This is a genomic window from Taklimakanibacter albus (genome assembly GCF_016595235.1).
Lineage (GTDB): Bacteria > Pseudomonadota > Alphaproteobacteria > Rhizobiales > Aestuariivirgaceae > Taklimakanibacter > Taklimakanibacter albus.
In genome coordinates, this window is the sequence record NZ_JAENHL010000007.1 from 359,654 (window position 1) to 377,317 (window position 17,664).

Annotated in this window: 20 protein-coding genes; 10 read left to right on the forward strand and 10 right to left on the reverse strand. The window is 60.0% G+C overall.

Annotated features, from left to right (window positions below):
• Positions 1-4 precede the first annotated feature (4 nt).
• Complete coding sequence (locus JHL16_RS13185; RefSeq protein WP_200185304.1) at positions 5-838, forward strand: hypothetical protein; 834 nt, start codon at positions 5-7, stop codon at positions 836-838.
• Positions 839-861: 23 nt separating this feature from the next.
• On the opposite strand, the gene JHL16_RS13190 is transcribed toward JHL16_RS13185, so the two are convergent.
• From JHL16_RS13190 to JHL16_RS13205, 4 genes are all read right to left on the reverse strand, one after another.
• Positions 862-1,587: a hypothetical protein gene (locus JHL16_RS13190; RefSeq protein ID WP_200185305.1), complete on the reverse strand. Its 726-nt coding sequence runs from the start codon at positions 1,585-1,587 to the stop codon at positions 862-864.
• A complete protein-coding gene (locus JHL16_RS13195; protein ID WP_200185306.1) occupies positions 1,577-2,059 on the reverse strand; it encodes a hypothetical protein in 483 nt (160 codons plus the stop codon). Before JHL16_RS13195 ends, JHL16_RS13190 begins: the two co-directional genes overlap by 11 nt.
• An 83-nt stretch (positions 2,060-2,142) precedes the next feature.
• Entirely contained in the window at positions 2,143-2,700 is a 558-nt protein-coding gene (locus JHL16_RS13200; RefSeq protein ID WP_200185307.1) for a hypothetical protein, read from the reverse strand.
• A gap of 35 nt (positions 2,701-2,735) precedes the next feature.
• Positions 2,736-3,131, reverse strand: coding sequence for a hypothetical protein (locus tag JHL16_RS13205; protein ID WP_200185308.1), 396 nt, complete (start codon positions 3,129-3,131; stop codon positions 2,736-2,738).
• A gap of 1,043 nt (positions 3,132-4,174) precedes the next feature.
• Between JHL16_RS13205 and JHL16_RS13210 the strand changes: the two genes are divergently transcribed.
• A complete protein-coding gene (locus tag JHL16_RS13210) occupies positions 4,175-4,429 on the forward strand; it encodes a hypothetical protein (protein ID WP_200185309.1) in 255 nt (84 codons plus the stop codon).
• 26 nt (positions 4,430-4,455) lie between these two features.
• Here the strand turns inward: JHL16_RS13210 and JHL16_RS13215 are convergent, their stop codons facing one another.
• The 5 genes from JHL16_RS13215 to JHL16_RS13235 form a co-directional block, all read right to left on the reverse strand.
• Positions 4,456-4,725, reverse strand: coding sequence for an MbtH family protein (locus JHL16_RS13215; protein ID WP_200185310.1), 270 nt, complete (start codon positions 4,723-4,725; stop codon positions 4,456-4,458).
• Positions 4,726-4,877: 152 nt separating this feature from the next.
• A complete protein-coding gene (locus JHL16_RS13220; RefSeq protein WP_200185311.1) occupies positions 4,878-5,336 on the reverse strand; it encodes a hypothetical protein in 459 nt (152 codons plus the stop codon).
• Between the two features lie 124 nt (positions 5,337-5,460).
• Positions 5,461-7,515, reverse strand: a complete 2,055-nt coding sequence (rpoD, locus tag JHL16_RS13225) for an RNA polymerase sigma factor RpoD (protein WP_200187130.1) — start codon at positions 7,513-7,515, stop codon at positions 5,461-5,463.
• 164 nt (positions 7,516-7,679) lie between these two features.
• On the reverse strand, positions 7,680-9,644 hold the full coding sequence (gene dnaG / locus JHL16_RS13230; RefSeq protein WP_200185312.1) for a DNA primase: 1,965 nt from the start codon (positions 9,642-9,644) through the stop codon (positions 7,680-7,682).
• Positions 9,645-9,747: 103 nt separating this feature from the next.
• Entirely contained in the window at positions 9,748-10,341 is a 594-nt protein-coding gene (locus JHL16_RS13235; RefSeq protein WP_200185313.1) for a DUF4126 domain-containing protein, read from the reverse strand.
• Positions 10,342-10,698: 357 nt separating this feature from the next.
• On the opposite strand from JHL16_RS13235, the gene JHL16_RS13240 reads away from it, so the two are divergent.
• The 8 genes from JHL16_RS13240 (at position 10,699) to JHL16_RS13275 (ending at position 16,820) form a co-directional block, all read left to right on the forward strand.
• Complete coding sequence (locus JHL16_RS13240; protein WP_200185314.1) at positions 10,699-11,391, forward strand: class I SAM-dependent methyltransferase; 693 nt, start codon at positions 10,699-10,701, stop codon at positions 11,389-11,391.
• On the forward strand, positions 11,388-12,284 hold the full coding sequence (locus JHL16_RS13245; RefSeq protein ID WP_200185315.1) for a DMT family transporter: 897 nt from the start codon (positions 11,388-11,390) through the stop codon (positions 12,282-12,284). Before JHL16_RS13240 ends, JHL16_RS13245 begins: the two co-directional genes overlap by 4 nt.
• 34 nt (positions 12,285-12,318) lie before the next feature.
• Positions 12,319-12,738: an organic hydroperoxide resistance protein gene (locus tag JHL16_RS13250; RefSeq protein WP_200185316.1), complete on the forward strand. Its 420-nt coding sequence runs from the start codon at positions 12,319-12,321 to the stop codon at positions 12,736-12,738.
• A 123-nt stretch (positions 12,739-12,861) separates the two neighbouring features.
• Positions 12,862-13,209, forward strand: a complete 348-nt coding sequence (locus JHL16_RS13255; RefSeq protein ID WP_200185317.1) for a YciI family protein — start codon at positions 12,862-12,864, stop codon at positions 13,207-13,209.
• Positions 13,206-14,444, forward strand: a complete 1,239-nt coding sequence (locus JHL16_RS13260) for an RNA polymerase sigma factor (protein WP_200185318.1) — start codon at positions 13,206-13,208, stop codon at positions 14,442-14,444. Before JHL16_RS13255 ends, JHL16_RS13260 begins: the two co-directional genes overlap by 4 nt.
• Positions 14,445-14,565: 121 nt before the next feature.
• Positions 14,566-15,225, forward strand: a complete 660-nt coding sequence (locus tag JHL16_RS13265) for an orotidine 5'-phosphate decarboxylase / HUMPS family protein (RefSeq protein ID WP_137857446.1) — start codon at positions 14,566-14,568, stop codon at positions 15,223-15,225.
• Entirely contained in the window at positions 15,210-15,716 is a 507-nt protein-coding gene (locus JHL16_RS13270; RefSeq protein ID WP_200185319.1) for an SIS domain-containing protein, read from the forward strand. Before JHL16_RS13265 ends, JHL16_RS13270 begins: the two co-directional genes overlap by 16 nt.
• A 189-nt stretch (positions 15,717-15,905) precedes the next feature.
• Complete coding sequence (locus JHL16_RS13275; RefSeq protein WP_200185320.1) at positions 15,906-16,820, forward strand: PfkB family carbohydrate kinase; 915 nt, start codon at positions 15,906-15,908, stop codon at positions 16,818-16,820.
• Here the strand turns inward: JHL16_RS13275 and JHL16_RS13280 are convergent.
• A complete protein-coding gene (locus JHL16_RS13280; RefSeq protein WP_200185321.1) occupies positions 16,766-17,602 on the reverse strand; it encodes a prephenate dehydrogenase/arogenate dehydrogenase family protein in 837 nt (278 codons plus the stop codon). The genes JHL16_RS13275 and JHL16_RS13280 overlap by 55 nt on opposite strands.
• Between the last annotated feature and the right edge of the window lie 62 nt (positions 17,603-17,664).

Here is a 17,664-nt window from a genome sequence, read left to right on the forward strand (position 1 = left end):
TCTGATGCGCCACGTGTTGCTCGCTTTTTTCTGTGCCCTCTTCCTGTCGGCCACGCCGCTCGCCGCGCGCGAGCAGTCGGACGCACCCGACATCGAAATCCTCGGCTTCTCGCCCGACGGCCGCTACTTTGCCTATGAGCAATATGGCTATGACATTGCGAGCGACGCGCTCGACGCCGCGATTTTCGTCATCGACCGCGAGACCAACAAGACCGTGGAGGGCTTCCCCTTCGGCTTCATCGCCGATCTGCCCGACAACACCAACAAGCCCGATATCGACATTGAATCCTTACGGACGGAAGAAGGCGCGCCCGAGCTCGGCAAGCTCCGGAAGGTGGTGCGTGAGGAGGCAGCGGCGAAGCTTTCGGCGCTCGAGATCGGGACACAAGGCCGCCGACTTGCCGGCGTGCCGATGACGCAACGCTCGCCCGTCGACGGCAAGGACGCACCCTTGAAGTTCGTCGTCTGGCCGACCATTCCGAGCGCCATTCCGGACCAGCAATTCGTCTATTCGATCAGCGCCAAAACCACCGACCCGCTTCCTGATTGTGTGAACGCGGCGCCTGAGCCGCGCGATATTCCGGTGACCTTCATCATCACCGCCGAGCGCACCTTTCCCGAAACGAAGACGGTGGCAGCCAAGGAACACATCTATCAATGGGCGATCGCCAAGGATGATTGCCCGGCCGGATTGTGGATCAGCGACATCATCGCGCCACCCGATGCCAAGGGCGACAAACCTGTACTGCTGATCGTCTTCTTCACCGGCGCCTGGTCATCGGCCGTCGACAGCGCCCGCTATCACGCGACCTTCATCGAGATGCCGGAAGGGGAGTGAATCGGATGACAAGAGCTCCTCTTCTACTGAAAAGGCTCAAAGACATTCAGTATTAAGATTTCCAGATGATGAGCTACCGTATTAGGTCCGATTTTCAGTGAATTCGGATGACCGCAACCATTTCTCCGATCCAAGCAGTTCTTCAACTCCGCCTTTACATTCTTTCCGATTGCGGAGATTGCGGCCAATCTATCCAGAAAATCGGCCTCTTTCATCCTCCCAAAATCATCAATTGACATGGCGTCTTTCCATCTTGCATCAACTCGTCTTGCCTCCTTGTTGAAGGCAGGGGCAAACTTGGCCAAGACGGTGTTATACAGAATGTCAACAGCAGCGATCCAAGACATCACGATTGCTGAACGATGCAGCTCCAACTCGTAACACTTAATTGCCTCTTCAACAAAAGCTCGGGTATTAGGATTTTTGATTTTTGAAAGATGCGATCTCAAATTAACCGCCACATGAACCGCAGCAACACTCAGTGACGACACCCCAAGGTTTCTTAGGTGTTCTTTGCCTGCGTCTGTAATCTCCCATCCTTTGGGAGTGCGTATTGCCAAGCCTTTCGCACGCCCCAATGTTTTCGATGGGTTCCAGTGTTTTGGTAGAGCGAAGCCGGCTTCAAATGCACGCTTTCGCATATCGTTGATCTGACAGGCGGAATCGATCACCGCCAAAATCAAAAGTAACTTGTCCGTCTGCGGCAACTCCCGATGGAGCCAGCGCTTAAGATCGCCATCAGCCAGCAAGTTTCTGCTCCATAACCTGCCGCTCAGATTCCTTCATCGCGTACACGTCTTTTGAGACTTCTATTAAGACTTCCTGCTTCACCAAAGTGTCAAGATAGCTACTAAGGTTGCTGCCATAAGTAGTCTTGTAGTACCCAATGGCCTGTTTCATTTCGTCATGAATTTCTTGCCGCGTCACAGTCTGCTTCATCCTCAGCACAACGAGAGAAGCTACGCTGGCAGAGACTAGCGAGCTGCCATCTTTGACACCAAGTTTTGCTGCCACAGACTTAACCGTCATGGCCTGGGCAGGCGTCTTTGGTTTGTCCCCATTAACGTCAAGCTGATTCCCAGGAAACTCGACACTGAGATTGACCATTCCAAACTCAACGAGTTCTCTTACAATGGGTTCAATCTTGGCTTCAAAGACATCCTTCGCCCCCTCAAATTCCATCTCAATGTGCCCAATCTTCAGACCAAAACGAACGTCCATGCTTGCTCCGTCGCCATAGAAGGATTAATTTTTCAAACCGCACATGTAACGAGCGCAACTCTCGAAATGATACAGAGGAGCCACTATGGGCTTTTTGCGAGTTCCTTGATCATGCGCGCTGCCCTAGTTAGGCCAGGCGCGGTTAACGTCCAGCCCTTATCTTTTGCGCCTGTAAACTCGTTTCCCTTGTTCTTCAGATAGGTCGCATGATTTGTGTTGTCGTAGCAACCAGAAACCTCGCACAGCTTTCTAGCAAGTTGATCTTCAAATGAGGGAGCCCCTGTTGCAAGGAACTGTCCCAATCCCGTGAGAATGTAGGCACTAAGCGTCTGCTCCTTGCGGTTTTTTCCTGGCAAACGAGGCGCTATCATCTCAAAGCCGTCCGCGGTCAGATGAAACACTTGTTGCAGTTCCTCCGGCAAGACATCGTTTTGCCTCATCCACATCTGAGTGCGAGACGGCAGGTTGGTAGCGCTTGCACCTTGATTGTCGGAATCCACAGCCGGCGCGACCTCTAGCTGCTGTGTTTCGCCCAACAACACCATAGCCGCGCGTATAGCTCGCAAGCGATCTTCCGAGGAAAGCGGCTCCAAAACCTCAACGATCCTAGTCATTGCTTCAACCGGCACACCATTTGCCATTTTCTTCTCTCCATATTTGGATCGGAACGTCCGATCTAGACCATTCCTTCCATCACAAAGCGCTCACCAGTCGACGTGAGCTGCCAAGCCTTCTTTGCATCTTTCTTGCTCGACGCCTCCATCAGGAATCCGCGCGCTACATTCTTGTTAACGGCATCGTTCAAATTCTTAGGAAGCCTCTCTCGAGCCGAGCGAAATGCAGCTTCCAGATCAGAGACGTTAAACACGTCCACCCCTTCCTGATGCTCAAGGAAAAATGCTAGCGCGACCACTTTTTGCACTTCAGACTTAGGATTCTTTGTCAGCAAAAACTCCTTGGCCGACAGCTTTCTGGCTCGTGGAGTTTCCACATCATCGCCTCCTAGAATCCGCTCGAGTCTTTCGATTCGCTCCTCGAGCTTTCTCAGCCTTTCCGCCAGATCATCAATCATTTCAAACTCCATACTGACAAATAGATACACCACACGTTCACTAATTTTGATAATCATATAATAAGATGCAGCCAGCTACGCAAGGGAATATTCGACAATATATGCAAGAATATTGGATATTGCACGAAATATCGCCGCTCTCTTGCCAGATTTCTTGGTACACATTGTTTATCCACGCTATATAAAAGCTATCATTATCATACATCCAGTATGTCATTGTTTTAGAAAAGGAAAAAATGATTTTTACAGATAATCTGTACGTTTTTCGATGTTTGATAATTTTTTTGACCCTCTTGGCGAGCGTTTAGTTGATGCTAATTTAGGTCGAATCAGGACGCCATGCGGAGAACTGAACCTCCCGGATGGGCACGCCAAGCGCAGATGTGGATGACCCAAGAGAAGACGCCAAGCGCCCGGCCAAGAGGGCTGAACTCATAATATATTGATTTTATAAGAAAATTTTAGAGCCGAAGGCGGAATTAGGAACCACGCAGTTTGCCCGCATTGGTCTATGACGATGTCGCCGTTCACTAACTGCCATAGAATTTCATCGCTACCGTCGTTGAGAAAATATAACTCCCGTGGAGCGCGGCCACGCGGCGAATCGCACTCTGGGCACGCAAGAAAAGCTACTTATCTAGCCCACGCAAACGCAGAATCCGTTTGAGTAAAAATTAATCTCATAAAAACAACATATTATAGAGACAGCGCCTACTAATAATGTGAGATGGAGTATGAATTCTAATTTCTGTGCCGCAAGAATCAGCCAAAAAGAAGATGCTAAGTTACAGTAATACAATTCCTCGTGCGGAGAACTGAACCTCCCGGGTGGGCATGCCAAATGCAGTAATGGCAACAGCTAATCGCGATAGCTGCACCTCGCCCCGCCCAATCCCTAGCTGGACCAGTGAACATGAGGTAATTTGCCAAAAAACTCTGGAGCTTTGCTACGATCAGCGTTCGCTTGCCAATGAGGCGGGCTGGCCGACTTTTAGCGCGTGAAAAATGCATAAAATGCTAAGTCACCCACTCGCGATATTCCGGTGACCTTCACCATCACGGCCGAGCGCACCTTTCCCGAAACGAAGACGGTGGCGCTTAACGAACACATCTATCAATGGGCGATCGCCAAGGATGATTGCCCGGCCGGATTGTGGATCAGCGACATCATCGCACCACCCGATGCCAAGGGCGACAAACCTGTACTGCTGATCGTCCTCTTCACCGGCGCCTGGTCATCGGCCGTCGACAGCGCCCGCTATCACGCGACCTTCATCGAGATGCCGGAGGGGGAGTGAAGCAACGGCGCGTCCAGTAGTCCGGACTACTTGTCCTCACCCGAGGGGTTGATCTTGTCGGTCGGCTGGCCGGACGCCGTGGCCTCCGCCTTCTCCATGGCGAGGCGCAAGCTGTTCGGGCGCATGTCAGTCCAGTTGCTCTCGATGAAGTCGAGGCATGCCCGGCGACCATCCGCGGGGTGAACGACCCGCCACCCGGCGGGCACGTCGATATGAGACGGCCAGAGCGAGTACTGCTCCTCCTCGTTCGGCAGGACGAGAAACGTTCCACTCTCATCGTCGAAGGGATTGGTCATGGACTGCTCTTTCGCATTCTTTTTGCTCCGATGAAGTTCAGTTGTCCAGGAAGCCGGTCCTGGTCATCGGTGGTCGACATCTCCCGCTATCGCGCGACTTTCATCGATATACCGAAGGAGGAACAGCCACACTCTCCCAGAGCCAATAGTTGTCAGATTTCGTCGTTCCGCGGCCTCAACAATTCTCGCATCCGTGGAAATATCTTCATGCGATTCCAATCATCACTCATCAGTTCAAGATCGAACTCTCGTGTCAAAATCTCGAATGTCGAGTCATGAAATCCGAAGATCAAATGGCGCAAGTTATCGAACATCTCCTTTGTATGCGCGGGATGCACGCTGTTCATGCACTCCATTCGCGCGATCCAACTGGATTTGCCTACCTCGTAGATTCCGAATGAACGAAAGCCACGGGATGCCAGAGGATGGCCGTGATCGGCCTCCTCATTGGGATAGCCGAACATATGCGAATGCACGCCACGGAAGCGGAAAATTGCATAGACATCAAGACCGCCTATCCTGTCGGAATGGTTATAGGCCTTTGCCAGTTCGGCTTCGGTCGGGTCCTCGACGTAGTAGGACAACACCACCTTGCGCTCGTCAGCGAGCATCAGTGGATCTGGAGCTCCCGGCGTAATCCTGGGAAGCCCCTCGATTTCGGCGACCGTATCGTCCTTGACGGAGTAAATCGTTGCCCCCAACAAAAAAGGCCGGCTTTCGCCGGCCTTTTGGTGATCAGTTGTCGAGGAAGCTCCGAAGCTTCCGGCTGCGGCTCGGATGTTTGAGCTTGCGCAACGCCTTGGCTTCGATCTGGCGGATGCGTTCGCGCGTCACCGAGAACTGCTGGCCGACTTCTTCCAGCGTGTGATCGGTGTTCATGCCGATGCCGAAGCGCATGCGCAGCACGCGCTCCTCGCGCGGCGTCAGTGACGCCAGCACGCGGGTCGTCGTCTCGCGCAAATTCGCCTGGATCGCCGCATCGATCGGCAGGATGGCGTTCTTGTCCTCGATGAAGTCGCCGAGATGCGAGTCTTCCTCGTCGCCCACCGGCGTTTCGAGCGAGATCGGCTCCTTGGCGATTTTCATCACCTTGCGCACCTTCTCGAGCGGCATCGAGAGCTTCTCGGCCAATTCTTCCGGCGTCGGCTCGCGGCCGATCTCGTGCATCATCTGGCGCGAGGTGCGCACGATCTTGTTGATCGTCTCGATCATATGCACCGGGATACGGATGGTGCGCGCCTGGTCGGCGATCGAGCGGGTGATCGCCTGCCGGATCCACCAGGTGGCGTAGGTCGAGAACTTGTAGCCGCGGCGATATTCGAACTTATCGACCGCCTTCATCAGGCCGATATTGCCTTCCTGGATGAGATCGAGGAACTGCAGGCCGCGATTGGTGTATTTCTTGGCGATCGAGATGACGAGACGCAGGTTGGCCTCGACCATCTCCTTCTTGGCGATGCGGGCTTCGCGCTCGCCCTTCTGCACCATGGCGACGATGCGGCGGAATTCCGGGATCTGCAGGCCGGTGGCGGTGGCGAGCTCGTGGATCTCCTCGCGGATGACGCGGATCGATTCCTTCTCGTCATTGGCGAATTTCTTCCAGCCGAACTTGGCGAGCCTTCCGACGCGGCGCAGCCATTCCGGATTGAGCTCTTCGCCCTGATACTCTTTCAGGAACACATCGCGCGGCACCTTATAGGTCTCGGCGAGGCGCATCAGGCGGCCTTCAAGCGCGTTGAGGCGCTTGTTGATGTCGTAGAGCTGGTCGACGAGGGCCTCGATGCGCGCATTGTTCAGCGACAGCGACTTCACATCGACGATGATTTCGTCGCGCAGCTTCTTGTAGCGGCGCTCCTGCGACGGCGAGAGAGCGGTCTTGTCGCCCACTTCCTGGTCTTGCAGCTTGCGCAGCGACTTGTAGGTCTTGGCGATGCGGTCGAAGGTTTCGAGAACCTGGGGCTTCAGCTCGGCTTCCATCGCCGAGAGTGAAACGCCCGGATCATCATCGCCCTCCTCGTCGTCTTCCTCGACCTGCGGCTTGTCGAAATCCTCAGGCGACAGCACGTCGCCATATTCGTCGTCGCGGCGCATGGCGCGGCGCGGCTCCGGCTTCTTGATCGGCTCGGGCTTCTTGGGCTCCGCGAGCTTCTCGTCCGACATCACCGGCTGCTTGTTCTTGGCGTCCGGACCGGCATAGGTCGCTTCGAGATCGATGATGTCGCGAAGCAGGATCTTGCCTTCGTTGAGCTCGTCACGCCAGATGATGATCGCCTGGAAGGTCAGCGGGCTTTCGCACAGGCCCTGGATCATCGCCTCGCGGCCGGCCTCGATGCGTTTGGCGATGGCGATTTCGCCCTCGCGCGAGAGGAGCTCCACCTGGCCCATTTCACGCAGATACATGCGGACGGGGTCGTCGGTGCGGTCGGCCGGCGCCTTTTCGGATTCGACCTTGATCGGCAGGTTCTCGGAGGGCTCGGCCTCTTCGTCCTTGGCCGTCTTGGCGGTGTCGTTGCCCTCTTCCTCGCTCTCGACGACATTGATGCCCATCTCGTTGAGCATCGACATGATGTCTTCGATCTGCTCCGGGCTCGTCTCTTCCGAGGGGAGGACGGAGTTGAGCTCGTCGAGCGTCACATAGCCGCGCTGCTTGGCGGCCCTGATCATGCGCTTGACGGCCGCGTCGGTCAGATCAAGAACGGGGGAATCCTGACCCTCGCCCGGGGTCTCCTGGGCTTCCTGCTCTTCGGCTGCGGGTTGGGCTTCGTTCTCTTCGCTCTGCGGTTCGCGCATCTGGGCTCGGGCCATGCGTCGCCTATCCTTCTCGTCTCAACTGATTCGGGGGCCGTGTGCGGTTGTAGCCGCCGGCCCGTTAACCCGTTCCTAACCTTACCTCACGCGCTTCGGGTGGATACCGGTTCCGCCCATTACGCGCCAATCCATGTTCACACTTTGCCCTAAACCGCGTTGGAGCCGCGCCCCGAGGCCTCGCCAAACCCTTCAATATGGGCTTCCGTTCCGGCGTGGGATGCCAGCTCTTCGCGGATCTGATTGAGCGCGACGAGCTTATCCTCCGTCGGATCGGCGGCGAATTGCACCTCGGCAGCCTTGAGCTCCCGATCCAGAGTTACACTTTTCCTGTGCAGGGCGAACATCTGACGAAGCGCTGTCCGGGCGTCCGCAGACGCAGCACCGGGGTTCAGGAACCATTCGTTCAGACGTACCGCCTGGCTTTCAAGGCGGGCCACGACCGGCCCAAGACCTTTATCGTTCAGGTGGCCCCTGAGAGACGATCCGTCAAGACCTTCTGCCAGGGCGGCCATATCTATGATTTGCCGCTTCAGCGAGTCAAGCTCGTGTGAAATGAATTCCGCTGCGGCATAATCATCCAGAAAATCATGCAAAAGTTCCGGATGATTGATAATTGCTAGGAGTAAAAGCTTCTCCCGGCGCTCCTGCTCATGCTGGCCGCCGCTCTTCTGGGCCAAGGGGCTCGCTTTGAGGCCGGCGCTGGCGGGCGAGGCGAAATCATGCGGCAGCGGCCGGGCTCGGGGGCCGCGCCGCGCCTGGATGAGGGGTTTTGCCGTCACATATTTGCTGCGCCCCCGCCCGAAGCCCCGGAGCGAGGGGCCCCCTTGCGGGGCGAGATGGCGGGCGAGCCGCGCCTTGATATCCTCGCCATAATATTTGCGCACCGTCTCATCGCCGATCTCGCGCACCAGGCCCGACAGCCTGACCTCGAACGAGGCACGCCCGTCCGGCGTGTCGATGCGGGCCTGCTCAGCCTCGCGCGCCCACAGGACATCGGCGAGCGGCCGGGCGTCCGCGATCACGGTTTTCACCGCCTCGGCGCCCTCATTCTTGAGCAGGTCGTCCGGGTCCTGGCCTTCCGGCAGCAGGGCGAATTTGAGCGAATGGCCGGGCTTGAGCAGCGGCAGCGCCAGATCGAGCGCCCGGTAGGCGGCCTTGAGCCCCGCCGCATCGCCGTCGAAACACAGCGTCGGCGACGGCGCGATCCGCCACAGCAGCGCCAGCTGGTCGGTGGTGAGCGCGGTGCCGAGCGGCGCCACCGCATGGCCGATGCCGGCGCGATGCAGCGCGATCACGTCCATATAGCCCTCGACCGCCACGATCTCGCCGGCTTGGTGCGCAAGCCCGCGCGCTTTGTCGAGATTGTAGAGGACGAAGCCTTTGTGGAAGAGCGTCGTCTCGGGAGAGTTCAAATATTTGGCGAGCGCATCCTTGGACAGAGCGCGGCCGCCAAAGGCGATCACCCGTCCCCTCGGATCGCGGATCGGGAACATCACCCGGTCGCGGAACCGGTCATAGGCGACGGGAATGTCGTCGCCGGTGACGACGAGCCCCGCTTCCGCCATCTGCTCGACGGTGACGCCCTTGTCCGCCAGATGGCTGCGGAGCGCCGAACGGTCGTCGGGCCCATAGCCCAGCCGGAACTCCTGCTGGATGGCCCCGCTCAGGCCGCGGTCGGCCAGATAGCCGCGGGCCTTGGCGCCCTTGGCCGAATGCAGCGTCTCCTCGAAGAACTTGGCCGCCAGCTCCATTACGTCATAAAGCGTGGTCCGGAGCTTCTCGCGCTGGACGTCCTCTTCCGACACATTGGGCATCGGCAGGCCGGCTTCCTGGGCGAGCCTTTCGACCGCTTCCGGAAAGCTCACCCCCTCTTTCTCGACGAGGAACGTGAAAATGTCGCCGGACGCCTTGCAGCCGAAACAGTGATAACGGCCCTTGCGGTCCTCGACATGGAAGGACGCCGTCTTTTCATTATGGAACGGGCAGCAGCCCCAGAAATCGCCGCGTCCTGGATTGGACTTCCGCCGGTCCCATTGCACATGCCGGCCCACCACCGTGGACGCCGATACGCGGCCCCGGATCTCGTCAAGAAAGGTGGGAGGAAATCTCATGAGCTACCAAGACCACAAAAGCGGGGATCAAGCCTAAGGCCAAATCGGCCATGCACAGTCTTTCAACAGAATAGCGGCGAACAAAAGGAGAAAGCCGTCCGGATTATCCGGTTCCCTGGGTTTCAGGCTTGGGCTGACGCCGCAGGAACTTGCGGATCGTTCGCACCGCATAGAAGCAGAACAGGATGACGACACCGAGCGCCACGAAGGGCACGGCGAGCGCCAGCAGCGACACAAGCGTCGCCGCCCCCAGCTCACCCGTCGCCACCACCGGATTGCCGAGGCCACCGGTGAAGGCGGTGGAATTGGCCCGGACCAGCGTGGTGATGCCCTGTGTGATGCCGGCGGCGCCACCGCCCGCAATGATGGCGGCCGTCCATTTCACCAACGGAGGCAGATCGGCCATCACCGCGGCCGAGACGAGCGTACCGGCGACCAGCGCCGCGGGCGTGGCGATCGTGTCGAGCAGATTGTCGACGCCCGGAATATAGAAGGCGAGGATCTCGGCCAGCGCCGCGACACCCAGCATGATCACCGCGGCGGGGCTCGCGAGCCAGGCAAAGCCGTCGCTCACGGGAATATAGCCGCCATAGGCGGCAACGCTGGTGATGAGCAGCGGCAGGAACACCCGGAAGCCCACCGCCGAGGCAAGCCCGATGCCGAGCGCGATCGATACCGCAAAATCGAAAGGTGCCATGGCCATCACTCCTCAACCTCCGACAATATAGTGAGTCTCGGGGGTGAATGCATGTGTCGCCCGTCCAGCGCGCTCATCACGCGACTTCTTTCCCTCCCCCTTGCAGGGAGGGTACGCCTGAAGGGCGGGGGTGGGGGTCGGGTGGTGGTGCAGATTTTTTCTATTCGTAATTTCCAGAGCACCCGCCCCCCATCCGACTCCCACGGCCCAAGGCCGTGGGAGCCACCTTCCCCGCAAGGGGGAAGGAGAAGATGCGTAATCCCAACGACGCTATTTCGCACGACCCATGCGGCGGGCGCATGCTATCCGCCCGCTGCCTGCTCTGGCTCGCGGCACCCGCCTCTGCGACCATGGCGCATGCAAAGACCCGATTGGTATTACGATGATCTGAAGCAGGTCGGCACCGATTTCGCCGATGCGGCCGAGGTCGCGACCTATGACGAGCGCCAGGCGGATAGCGGCGAGGACCTGACGTTTCTGAAGAAGCTCGGCCTCGGCACTTCCGACATCATGGCCGATATCGGCTGCGGCACCGGCCTTCTCGCCTGCACCGCCGCTGCCTTGTGCCGTGAGGTCCATGCCGTGGATGTGTCGCTTCCCATGCTCGCCGCCACGCGCCGCCGGGCCGCGGCCAAGGGCTTGGCCAATGTCACGACCCAGCATGCGGGTTTTCTCTCGCTTGATCTTCCCGCTGCCGGCCTCGATCTGATCACCACCAAATTCGCGCTGCACCATTTGCCCGACCAATGGAAAGGCGTCGCCCTCGACCGCCTCGCTCGAGCCTTGAAGCCCGGTGGCAAGCTCTTCATCCGCGACGTCGTCTTCTCCTGTACGTCGGCCGAATTACCCAGCACCGCGGAAGGCTGGATCGACTGGATGATCGCCAATACCGGCTATGACCGCGCCACCGTCGCCTGCCACATCCGCGATGAGCACTCGACCTATGGCTGGATCATGGAAGGCCTCATCAAGCAGGCCGGCTTCGAGCTCGTCTCGGCGGAATATTCCAACGGCGTCTATGCCGACTACATCGCGGTGCGCTCCGCATGAATGACACATCGCCGGCGCCGGGCCGTCCGCTCTGGCTGTTGCTGGCACCCGCCATCTTTCTCGTTTTGTGGTCGGGCGGCTACAGCATCGCCAAGCTCGGCATCAGGCATGCCGAGCCTCTGACCTTCCTCGCTCTGCGTTACGCCGTGGTGCTCATCATCCTGGCGCCTTTCGCCATCGCGATGCGCCCCGCCTGGCCGACGAAACCTGCGCAATGGTTCCATATCGCTTTCGTCGGCTTCCTCATCCAGGGCATTTATTTCGGCCTCTGCTATCTCGCCTTCAATGCCGGAGCCTCCGCCGGCACCGTCGCCATCATCGTTTGCCTGCAGCCGATCCTGGTCGGACTGGTGGCGCCCTATTTCGCACGCGAGCGTGTCAGCGCCTTGCGCTGGCTGGGCCTCGTTCTGGGTCTTGCCGGCGCCGCTACCGTCATCCTCGGACAGTCGGCCGTCAAATCGGAGAGCATCTTCGGCATTCTGTGCTCGATCGGCGCGCTTCTCGGCATCACCGGCGGCACATTATGGGAAAAACGCTTCGGCATGAGTCATCATCCGATCGTCTCGAACATGGTGCAATATACGGCGGGCCTCGCCAGCACCTTGCCTTTGGCGCTCGCCACCGAGACGCTGAACGTCGACTGGTCGTCGCCCGAATTCATGGCCGCTCTTGCCTATCTGGTGATCGGCAATTCGGTGATCTCGATGACCTTGCTGCTCGCCATGATCCGCGCCGGCGAGGTTTCGCGCGTCTCGTCGCTCTTCTATCTCGTGCCGCCGGTCGCGACCTTGATGGCGTGGCCGATCCTCGGCGAAGCGATGCCGGTCATCGCCTGGATCGGCATGGGCATCGCCGCACTCGGCGTGGCGATTGCGAGCCGGCGGACGGCATGAGATAGTCGCCCCCCAATATCGAAGGAGACTTGTGATGAAAGCACTTTACACCGCACATGGCAGCGCAACCGGTGGTCGCGACGGACAAGGCCGCACCGATGACGGCAAGATCGACGTCAAGCTGACGCTGCCTAAGGAAATGGGCGGCTCCGGCACCGGCACCAACCCCGAGCAGCTTTTTTCGGTCGGTTATTCCGCCTGCTATCTGGGCGCGCTCAAATTTGTCGCCGGCAAGGAGAAGGTGAAGATCACCGACGATGCGAAAGTCTTCGCCAATGTCGGCATCGGCGAACGCGACGACAAGCAGGGCTTCGGCCTCGTGGTGGCGCTCGAAGTGAGCCTGCCGGGCGTCGACAAGGCCAAGGCCGAAGACCTCGTCAAGAAAGCCCATGTCGTGTGCCCCTACAGCCACGCCACCAAGGGCAATGTCCAGGTCACGACCACCATCGTGTGATTCACATAATCCCCTCTCTCTCGCCGGGAGAGAGGGGTTAAATTTTTTCGGGCCTTTGTCGATCACGCCCCAGTTCAAACGACTATGGTTCAGCGATCAATCAGGATCGCCGGGAGATGAACCATGAAATACATGCTCTTGCTCTATCGTGACGAAAGCCGCTTCACGCGGACGGACAATGACATGTCCGCCCCCTATATCGCCTATACCCAGGCATTGATCGGCGCCGGCGTGCTGGCTGGCGGCGATCGCCTGCAACCGGTCGAGACCGCCTCGACGGTGCGCCAGGTGAATGGCGAGACGACGGTGCTCGACGGTCCTTATGCCGACTCCAAGGAGCAGTTGGGCGGCTTCTTCATCATCGATGTGCCCGATCTCGATTCAGCCCTGCAATGGGCGGCGCGCTGTCCCGGCGCCACACAGGGCAGTGTCGAGGTCCGCCCGCTCTGGATGATGCCGAAGCCCGCATGATGGAACCGGCCAGCCTGCCGCCCGCCGCTGTCGCGCATGTCGCCCGGGCGAGCTACGGCAAGCTGGTCGCCTATCTCTCCGCCCGCACGCGTGATGTCGCGAAAGCCGAGGATGCCCTTGCGCAAGCCTTTCTCGAAGCGCTGAACCGCTGGCCGAAAAGCGGCGTTCCGGAAAGTCCGGAGGCCTGGCTTCTGACCGTCGCCAGGCGCCAGCTCGTCGATCACAATCGCCGCGTCCTCACCGCCGAGCGCGGCAGGGATCATCTGCTCCTGCTCGCCGAGGAATTGGACGACAAGCCGCGCGACATACCCGATGAACGCCTGAGCCTGATGTTCGCTTGCGCCCATCCCGCCATCGATGTGCGGATGCGGGCGCCGCTCATCCTGCAGACTGTGTTGGGCTTCGACGCGGCAACCATCGCCCAGGCCTTTCTCGTGTCGCCCACCACCATGAGCCAGCGCCTGGTGCGCGCCAAGGCCAAGATCAAGGACGCCGGCATTCCGTTCCGTATCCCTGATCGCGATGAGTTGCCGGAACGCCTCGACGCGGTGCTCGCTGCTGTCTATGCCGCCTTCAGTGCCGGCTGGGCCGATCCCCTGGGCGTCGACGTCCAGCGCAAAGGCCTCGCCGATGAAGCGATCTGGCTGGCGCGTCTCATCGTCGAGCTGTTACCGAAGGAGCCCGAAGCGCTGGGTCTGCTCGCACTGCTGCTCCATCTCGATGCGCGCCGCCTCGCGCGCCGCGACGAAGCCGGCCACTTCGTGCCTTTGATGGAACAGGATCCAGCCCGCTGGCAGGCGCCCTTGATCGAGGAAGCCGACGGTCTCCTGCGCGAAGCGAGCCGTCATTATTGTATCGGGCGCTATCAGCTCGAAGCCGCGATCCAGTCGGCGCATGCGATCCGCCGGCGTACCGGCCGCGCCGATTGGACGGCGCTCGAGCGGCTCTATGACCGGCTCTTTGATCTGACCCACTCGCCGGTGGTGGCGCTCAATCGCGCCGTCGTCATCGCCGAGCTGCGCGGCGCGCCCGCAGGCCTGGCCGCGCTCGACGCCATCGCCGAGGACAAACGCCTCGCCGACTATCAGCCTTATTGGGCAGCGCGCGCCGAGCTTAAGGCGCGTCTCTCCGACAAGGCGGCCGCCAATGACGCCTATCTGCGCGCTATCGGACTGGAATCGGACCCCGCGGTCCGAAATTTCCTTGAAGAAAGGCGCCGGCGCGCTTTAAGCTAACCACGATCTTCCCCCTCATGCTGAGGTGCGAGCGAAGCGAGCCTCGAAGCATGATTCAGGTACAGAGGTCTTGCCGCTTGAGGGTTTTGAGTGAAACGAAATAAACAGGCTGGGGAAACACGTGCTTCTGCAGATTGCTTTCGACAAGCCTGAACACCTGGCCCTCCTCTCTTTGGTCAAGCCCTATGCCGATATCGTCGAGATCGGCACGCCGCTCCTGAAACGTTTCGGCGTCTCCGCCATCACCACCGCGCGCGAATTGTGCCCGGATGTGATGGTGCTTGCCGACACCAAGACCGTCGATGCGGGACAGCTCGAAGCCGACATGGTCTTCGGCGCCGGGGCTGCCTTCATGACGGTGCTGTCCTGCGCCTCCAGCGCCACCCATGAGACGCTCGGCAAACGCGCCAAACATTTCGGCGCCACCATCATCGTCGACACCATCACCGAATCCGGCAAGGCCGAGCTTCTCCCCGCGAACGCGACCTTCCCGGAGAGCTTCGGCTATGTCGCCGTCCATTCCCCCACCGATGCGCGCCTCGCCGGCAATACATCGACATCGCATATCGATGCGGTGCGGCAGATGCACGCCAAGGGTTTCCGCGTTTCGCTCGCCGGCGGCATCGGGCCGAAGACGCTCGACCAGGTGATCGCTGTCGGCCCTGAGATCGTCGTCGTCGGCAGCGCCATCACCGAGGCCGCTAATCCGAAAGAGGTATCACAATGGATCCGCGACAGACTGCCCGAACCCGGCCGTGGCTGGCCGTGGGACAGGAAATAGCGGAGCTATTCTCCCGCCTCGACGCCGAAGCCTTCGCCAAGGTCGTTAGTGCTTTCGCTGATCCGAAGCAGCGCTGGTTCTTTTCCGGCCAGGGTCGCTCCGGCCTCGTCGCCCAGATGGCGGCGATGCGCTTCATGCATATTGGTCGCACTGTGCATTTCGTCGGCGAAGTCTCGGCGCCGTCGATCCGCACCGGTGATGCGCTGCTCGTCATCTCGGGCTCCGGCGAAACCCCGGTCAGCGTCGGCTTCGCCCGCATCGCCAGTCAGGAGGGCGCCAAGGTCGTGACGCTGACCCACAAGCCCAAAGCCACACTTGCCGGCCTCGCCGATATCGTGCTGCCGGTGCCGGTCGCGACGACCGAGCAGTTCGGCGGCAGCCTCTTCGAGCAATCCTGCCTCCTTCTGCTCGACAGCGTCATTCTCGCCCTCGCCCGCGATCTGCCCGACGCGCACAAGATCATGCAGCATCGTCATACCAATTTGCAGTAAGACAATGACAATTCACTCGCCCATTTTCCCCCTCGCCAGTTGCGCAGCAATGGGAGAGGGTGCCCGAAGGGCGGGTGAGGGCTCTTTGTCTCCGACGCAACAACGTTCGAAAGCTCTGCCTGCCTTCCGAAAGAGCCCTCATCCGGCCTATCGGCCACCTTCTCCCACGCTTAGCGCGGGAGAAGGGAAATGACGGATAGACCAGCGACAATCAGCATCGGTGACGGCATCATCGACGCGGTCGAGCTGGCGCCCGGCCATGTCGATGATCTGCCCGGCGGCGCCGCGCTCAATCTCGCCGTGGGCCTCGCGCGCCTCGGCCTCGCCTCAGGCCTCGTGACGCGTTTCGGACTCGACCGCTATGGTTTCCTGCTCGAGCGCTATCTGCGCCAGGAAGGTGTCGCCATCTTCAATGCGCCCAATGTCGATTTCACCGGCGTCGCCTTCTCGCGCCGGCGCAATGGCGAGCCGACTTATGAGTTCACGCCGGAGATGTATCGCCGCCGCATCGCCTTCACCGAAGAGGTGATGAACGCGGTTGAAAACGCTGCGTCGGTCGCCGTCAATTCCTTCCCTTTCGACGATGCGCGCCAGACCGATGATCTGATCGCAGCATTCTCCCGCGCAAAGGGCCTCACCGTCGTCGACCCCAATCCGCGCCCCCGCCTCATTCACGACATGGCCGCCTATCGCGCCGGCGCCCAGCGCGCGATGGCGAAGGCCGTGCTCGTGAAGCTCGGTGATGAGGATGCGGCCTTGTTCTATGGCGGTGACCGCAACGCCGCGATCGACCGCCTCTTCGGCCTCGGCGTCGAAACTTTGCTGCTCACACATGGCGGTGAAGGCGCGAGCCTCCGCACCCGATCCGGTCTCTCGGTTTCGGTCCCGATCGCCGCGCAAACGAAACCGATCGTTGACACGATGGGCGCCGGCGATGCGACGCTCGCCACGGTGATCGCTTTCATCCTGCGCCAGGGTTTGCCGGGCAATGCCGAAACCTGGCGCCAATGCCTCACCGAAGCGATGCAGGTCGCCGCTGCGACCTGCGCTCATGCCGGCGGCGGGCTGATGTTTCCCGAAACGCCGCTCAAAGCGCGAGGGTGATCGCTCTTCCTCGCCAAAGGCGGATGGCGTAGGTCGACGGGCGGCTGATGCAGCTCGGCATCGAGAGCCGAGGCAAGGTCGAAGAAGCGGCGGCGCACCTCCAGGGCATATGGATTCAGGCGCTCGATCGCGTCGAAAACTTGCGGCGGGTCGTGACGCACCATCTCCACAGCCTCGCAAATCAGATCGAAGCTGCGTGTCGTGATCAGATCCGGCAGCGGCTCCATTCTGACGAGCACCTTGGCGATCAGGTGGGTCAACCCTTGCGAAAGCGCGGCGTCCCGATCATGCGCATCAGGCGTCGTAGTGATCACTTCGAGTCCGAGCGCGATCCGCAGGAAGGCAGCCACGAGCCGGTGACGCCTCCCCCTTACCGGGCAAAGCGCGATCTTGAGGCCGCGCACGCCGTCACGCGCGCTTTGCGGTCCGAACAGCGGATGCGTCGCGACGATATCGACATGGGGCGGAAGCAGCTCCCGCATGAGCCGCGCCGGTTCGACCTTCACCGATCCGACATCGAGAACCAGCGCGCCAGGCCTGACATGCGAGGCGATGGCCTTGAGCGTGTCCGCCATACGCGCAACGGGAACGGCGATCACCACGACCTCGCATCCGGCCGTCTCGGCTAGTCCCGCGCTCCCGGCGAAGGCTGGATCGAAAGCACGGAGATCGAAGTGAGGCGAAAGATGGTAGGCGGCCAGACGTCCAAAAGCGCCGAAGCCGATGAGGCCAAGCGACAAGCGGCGATGAGGCCGATGGGGAATATCTTGAGGGGCAGGCATTCAGAAAACTCCGCTGGCAGGCTGCCGAGCCAGAGCTGTCTGGAGGATCACAACCGCTGGCC

What these genes read in the sequence shown, in the direction of transcription:
- JHL16_RS13240 (WP_200185314.1), top strand. Translation starts at nt 10,699, where the DNA reads ATGCAAAGACCCGATTGGTATTACGATGATCTGAAGCAGGTCGGCACC.
- JHL16_RS13185 (WP_200185304.1), top strand. Translation starts at nt 5, where the DNA reads ATGCGCCACGTGTTGCTCGCTTTTTTCTGTGCCCTCTTCCTGTCGGCC.
- JHL16_RS13215 (WP_200185310.1), bottom strand. Translation starts at nt 4,725, where the DNA reads ATGACCAATCCCTTCGACGATGAGAGTGGAACGTTTCTCGTCCTGCCG.
- dnaG (WP_200185312.1), bottom strand. Translation starts at nt 9,644, where the DNA reads ATGAGATTTCCTCCCACCTTTCTTGACGAGATCCGGGGCCGCGTATCG.
- JHL16_RS13195 (WP_200185306.1), bottom strand. Translation starts at nt 2,059, where the DNA reads ATGGACGTTCGTTTTGGTCTGAAGATTGGGCACATTGAGATGGAATTT.
- JHL16_RS13235 (WP_200185313.1), bottom strand. Translation starts at nt 10,341, where the DNA reads ATGGCACCTTTCGATTTTGCGGTATCGATCGCGCTCGGCATCGGGCTT.
- JHL16_RS13205 (WP_200185308.1), bottom strand. Translation starts at nt 3,131, where the DNA reads ATGATTGATGATCTGGCGGAAAGGCTGAGAAAGCTCGAGGAGCGAATC.
- JHL16_RS13260 (WP_200185318.1), top strand. Translation starts at nt 13,206, where the DNA reads ATGATGGAACCGGCCAGCCTGCCGCCCGCCGCTGTCGCGCATGTCGCC.
- JHL16_RS13200 (WP_200185307.1), bottom strand. Translation starts at nt 2,700, where the DNA reads ATGGCAAATGGTGTGCCGGTTGAAGCAATGACTAGGATCGTTGAGGTT.
- JHL16_RS13280 (WP_200185321.1), bottom strand. Translation starts at nt 17,602, where the DNA reads ATGCCTGCCCCTCAAGATATTCCCCATCGGCCTCATCGCCGCTTGTCG.
- JHL16_RS13245 (WP_200185315.1), top strand. Translation starts at nt 11,388, where the DNA reads ATGAATGACACATCGCCGGCGCCGGGCCGTCCGCTCTGGCTGTTGCTG.
- rpoD (WP_200187130.1), bottom strand. Translation starts at nt 7,515, where the DNA reads ATGCGCGAACCGCAGAGCGAAGAGAACGAAGCCCAACCCGCAGCCGAA.
- JHL16_RS13220 (WP_200185311.1), bottom strand. Translation starts at nt 5,336, where the DNA reads ATGCTCGCTGACGAGCGCAAGGTGGTGTTGTCCTACTACGTCGAGGAC.
- JHL16_RS13250 (WP_200185316.1), top strand. Translation starts at nt 12,319, where the DNA reads ATGAAAGCACTTTACACCGCACATGGCAGCGCAACCGGTGGTCGCGAC.
- JHL16_RS13275 (WP_200185320.1), top strand. Translation starts at nt 15,906, where the DNA reads ATGACGGATAGACCAGCGACAATCAGCATCGGTGACGGCATCATCGAC.
- JHL16_RS13255 (WP_200185317.1), top strand. Translation starts at nt 12,862, where the DNA reads ATGAAATACATGCTCTTGCTCTATCGTGACGAAAGCCGCTTCACGCGG.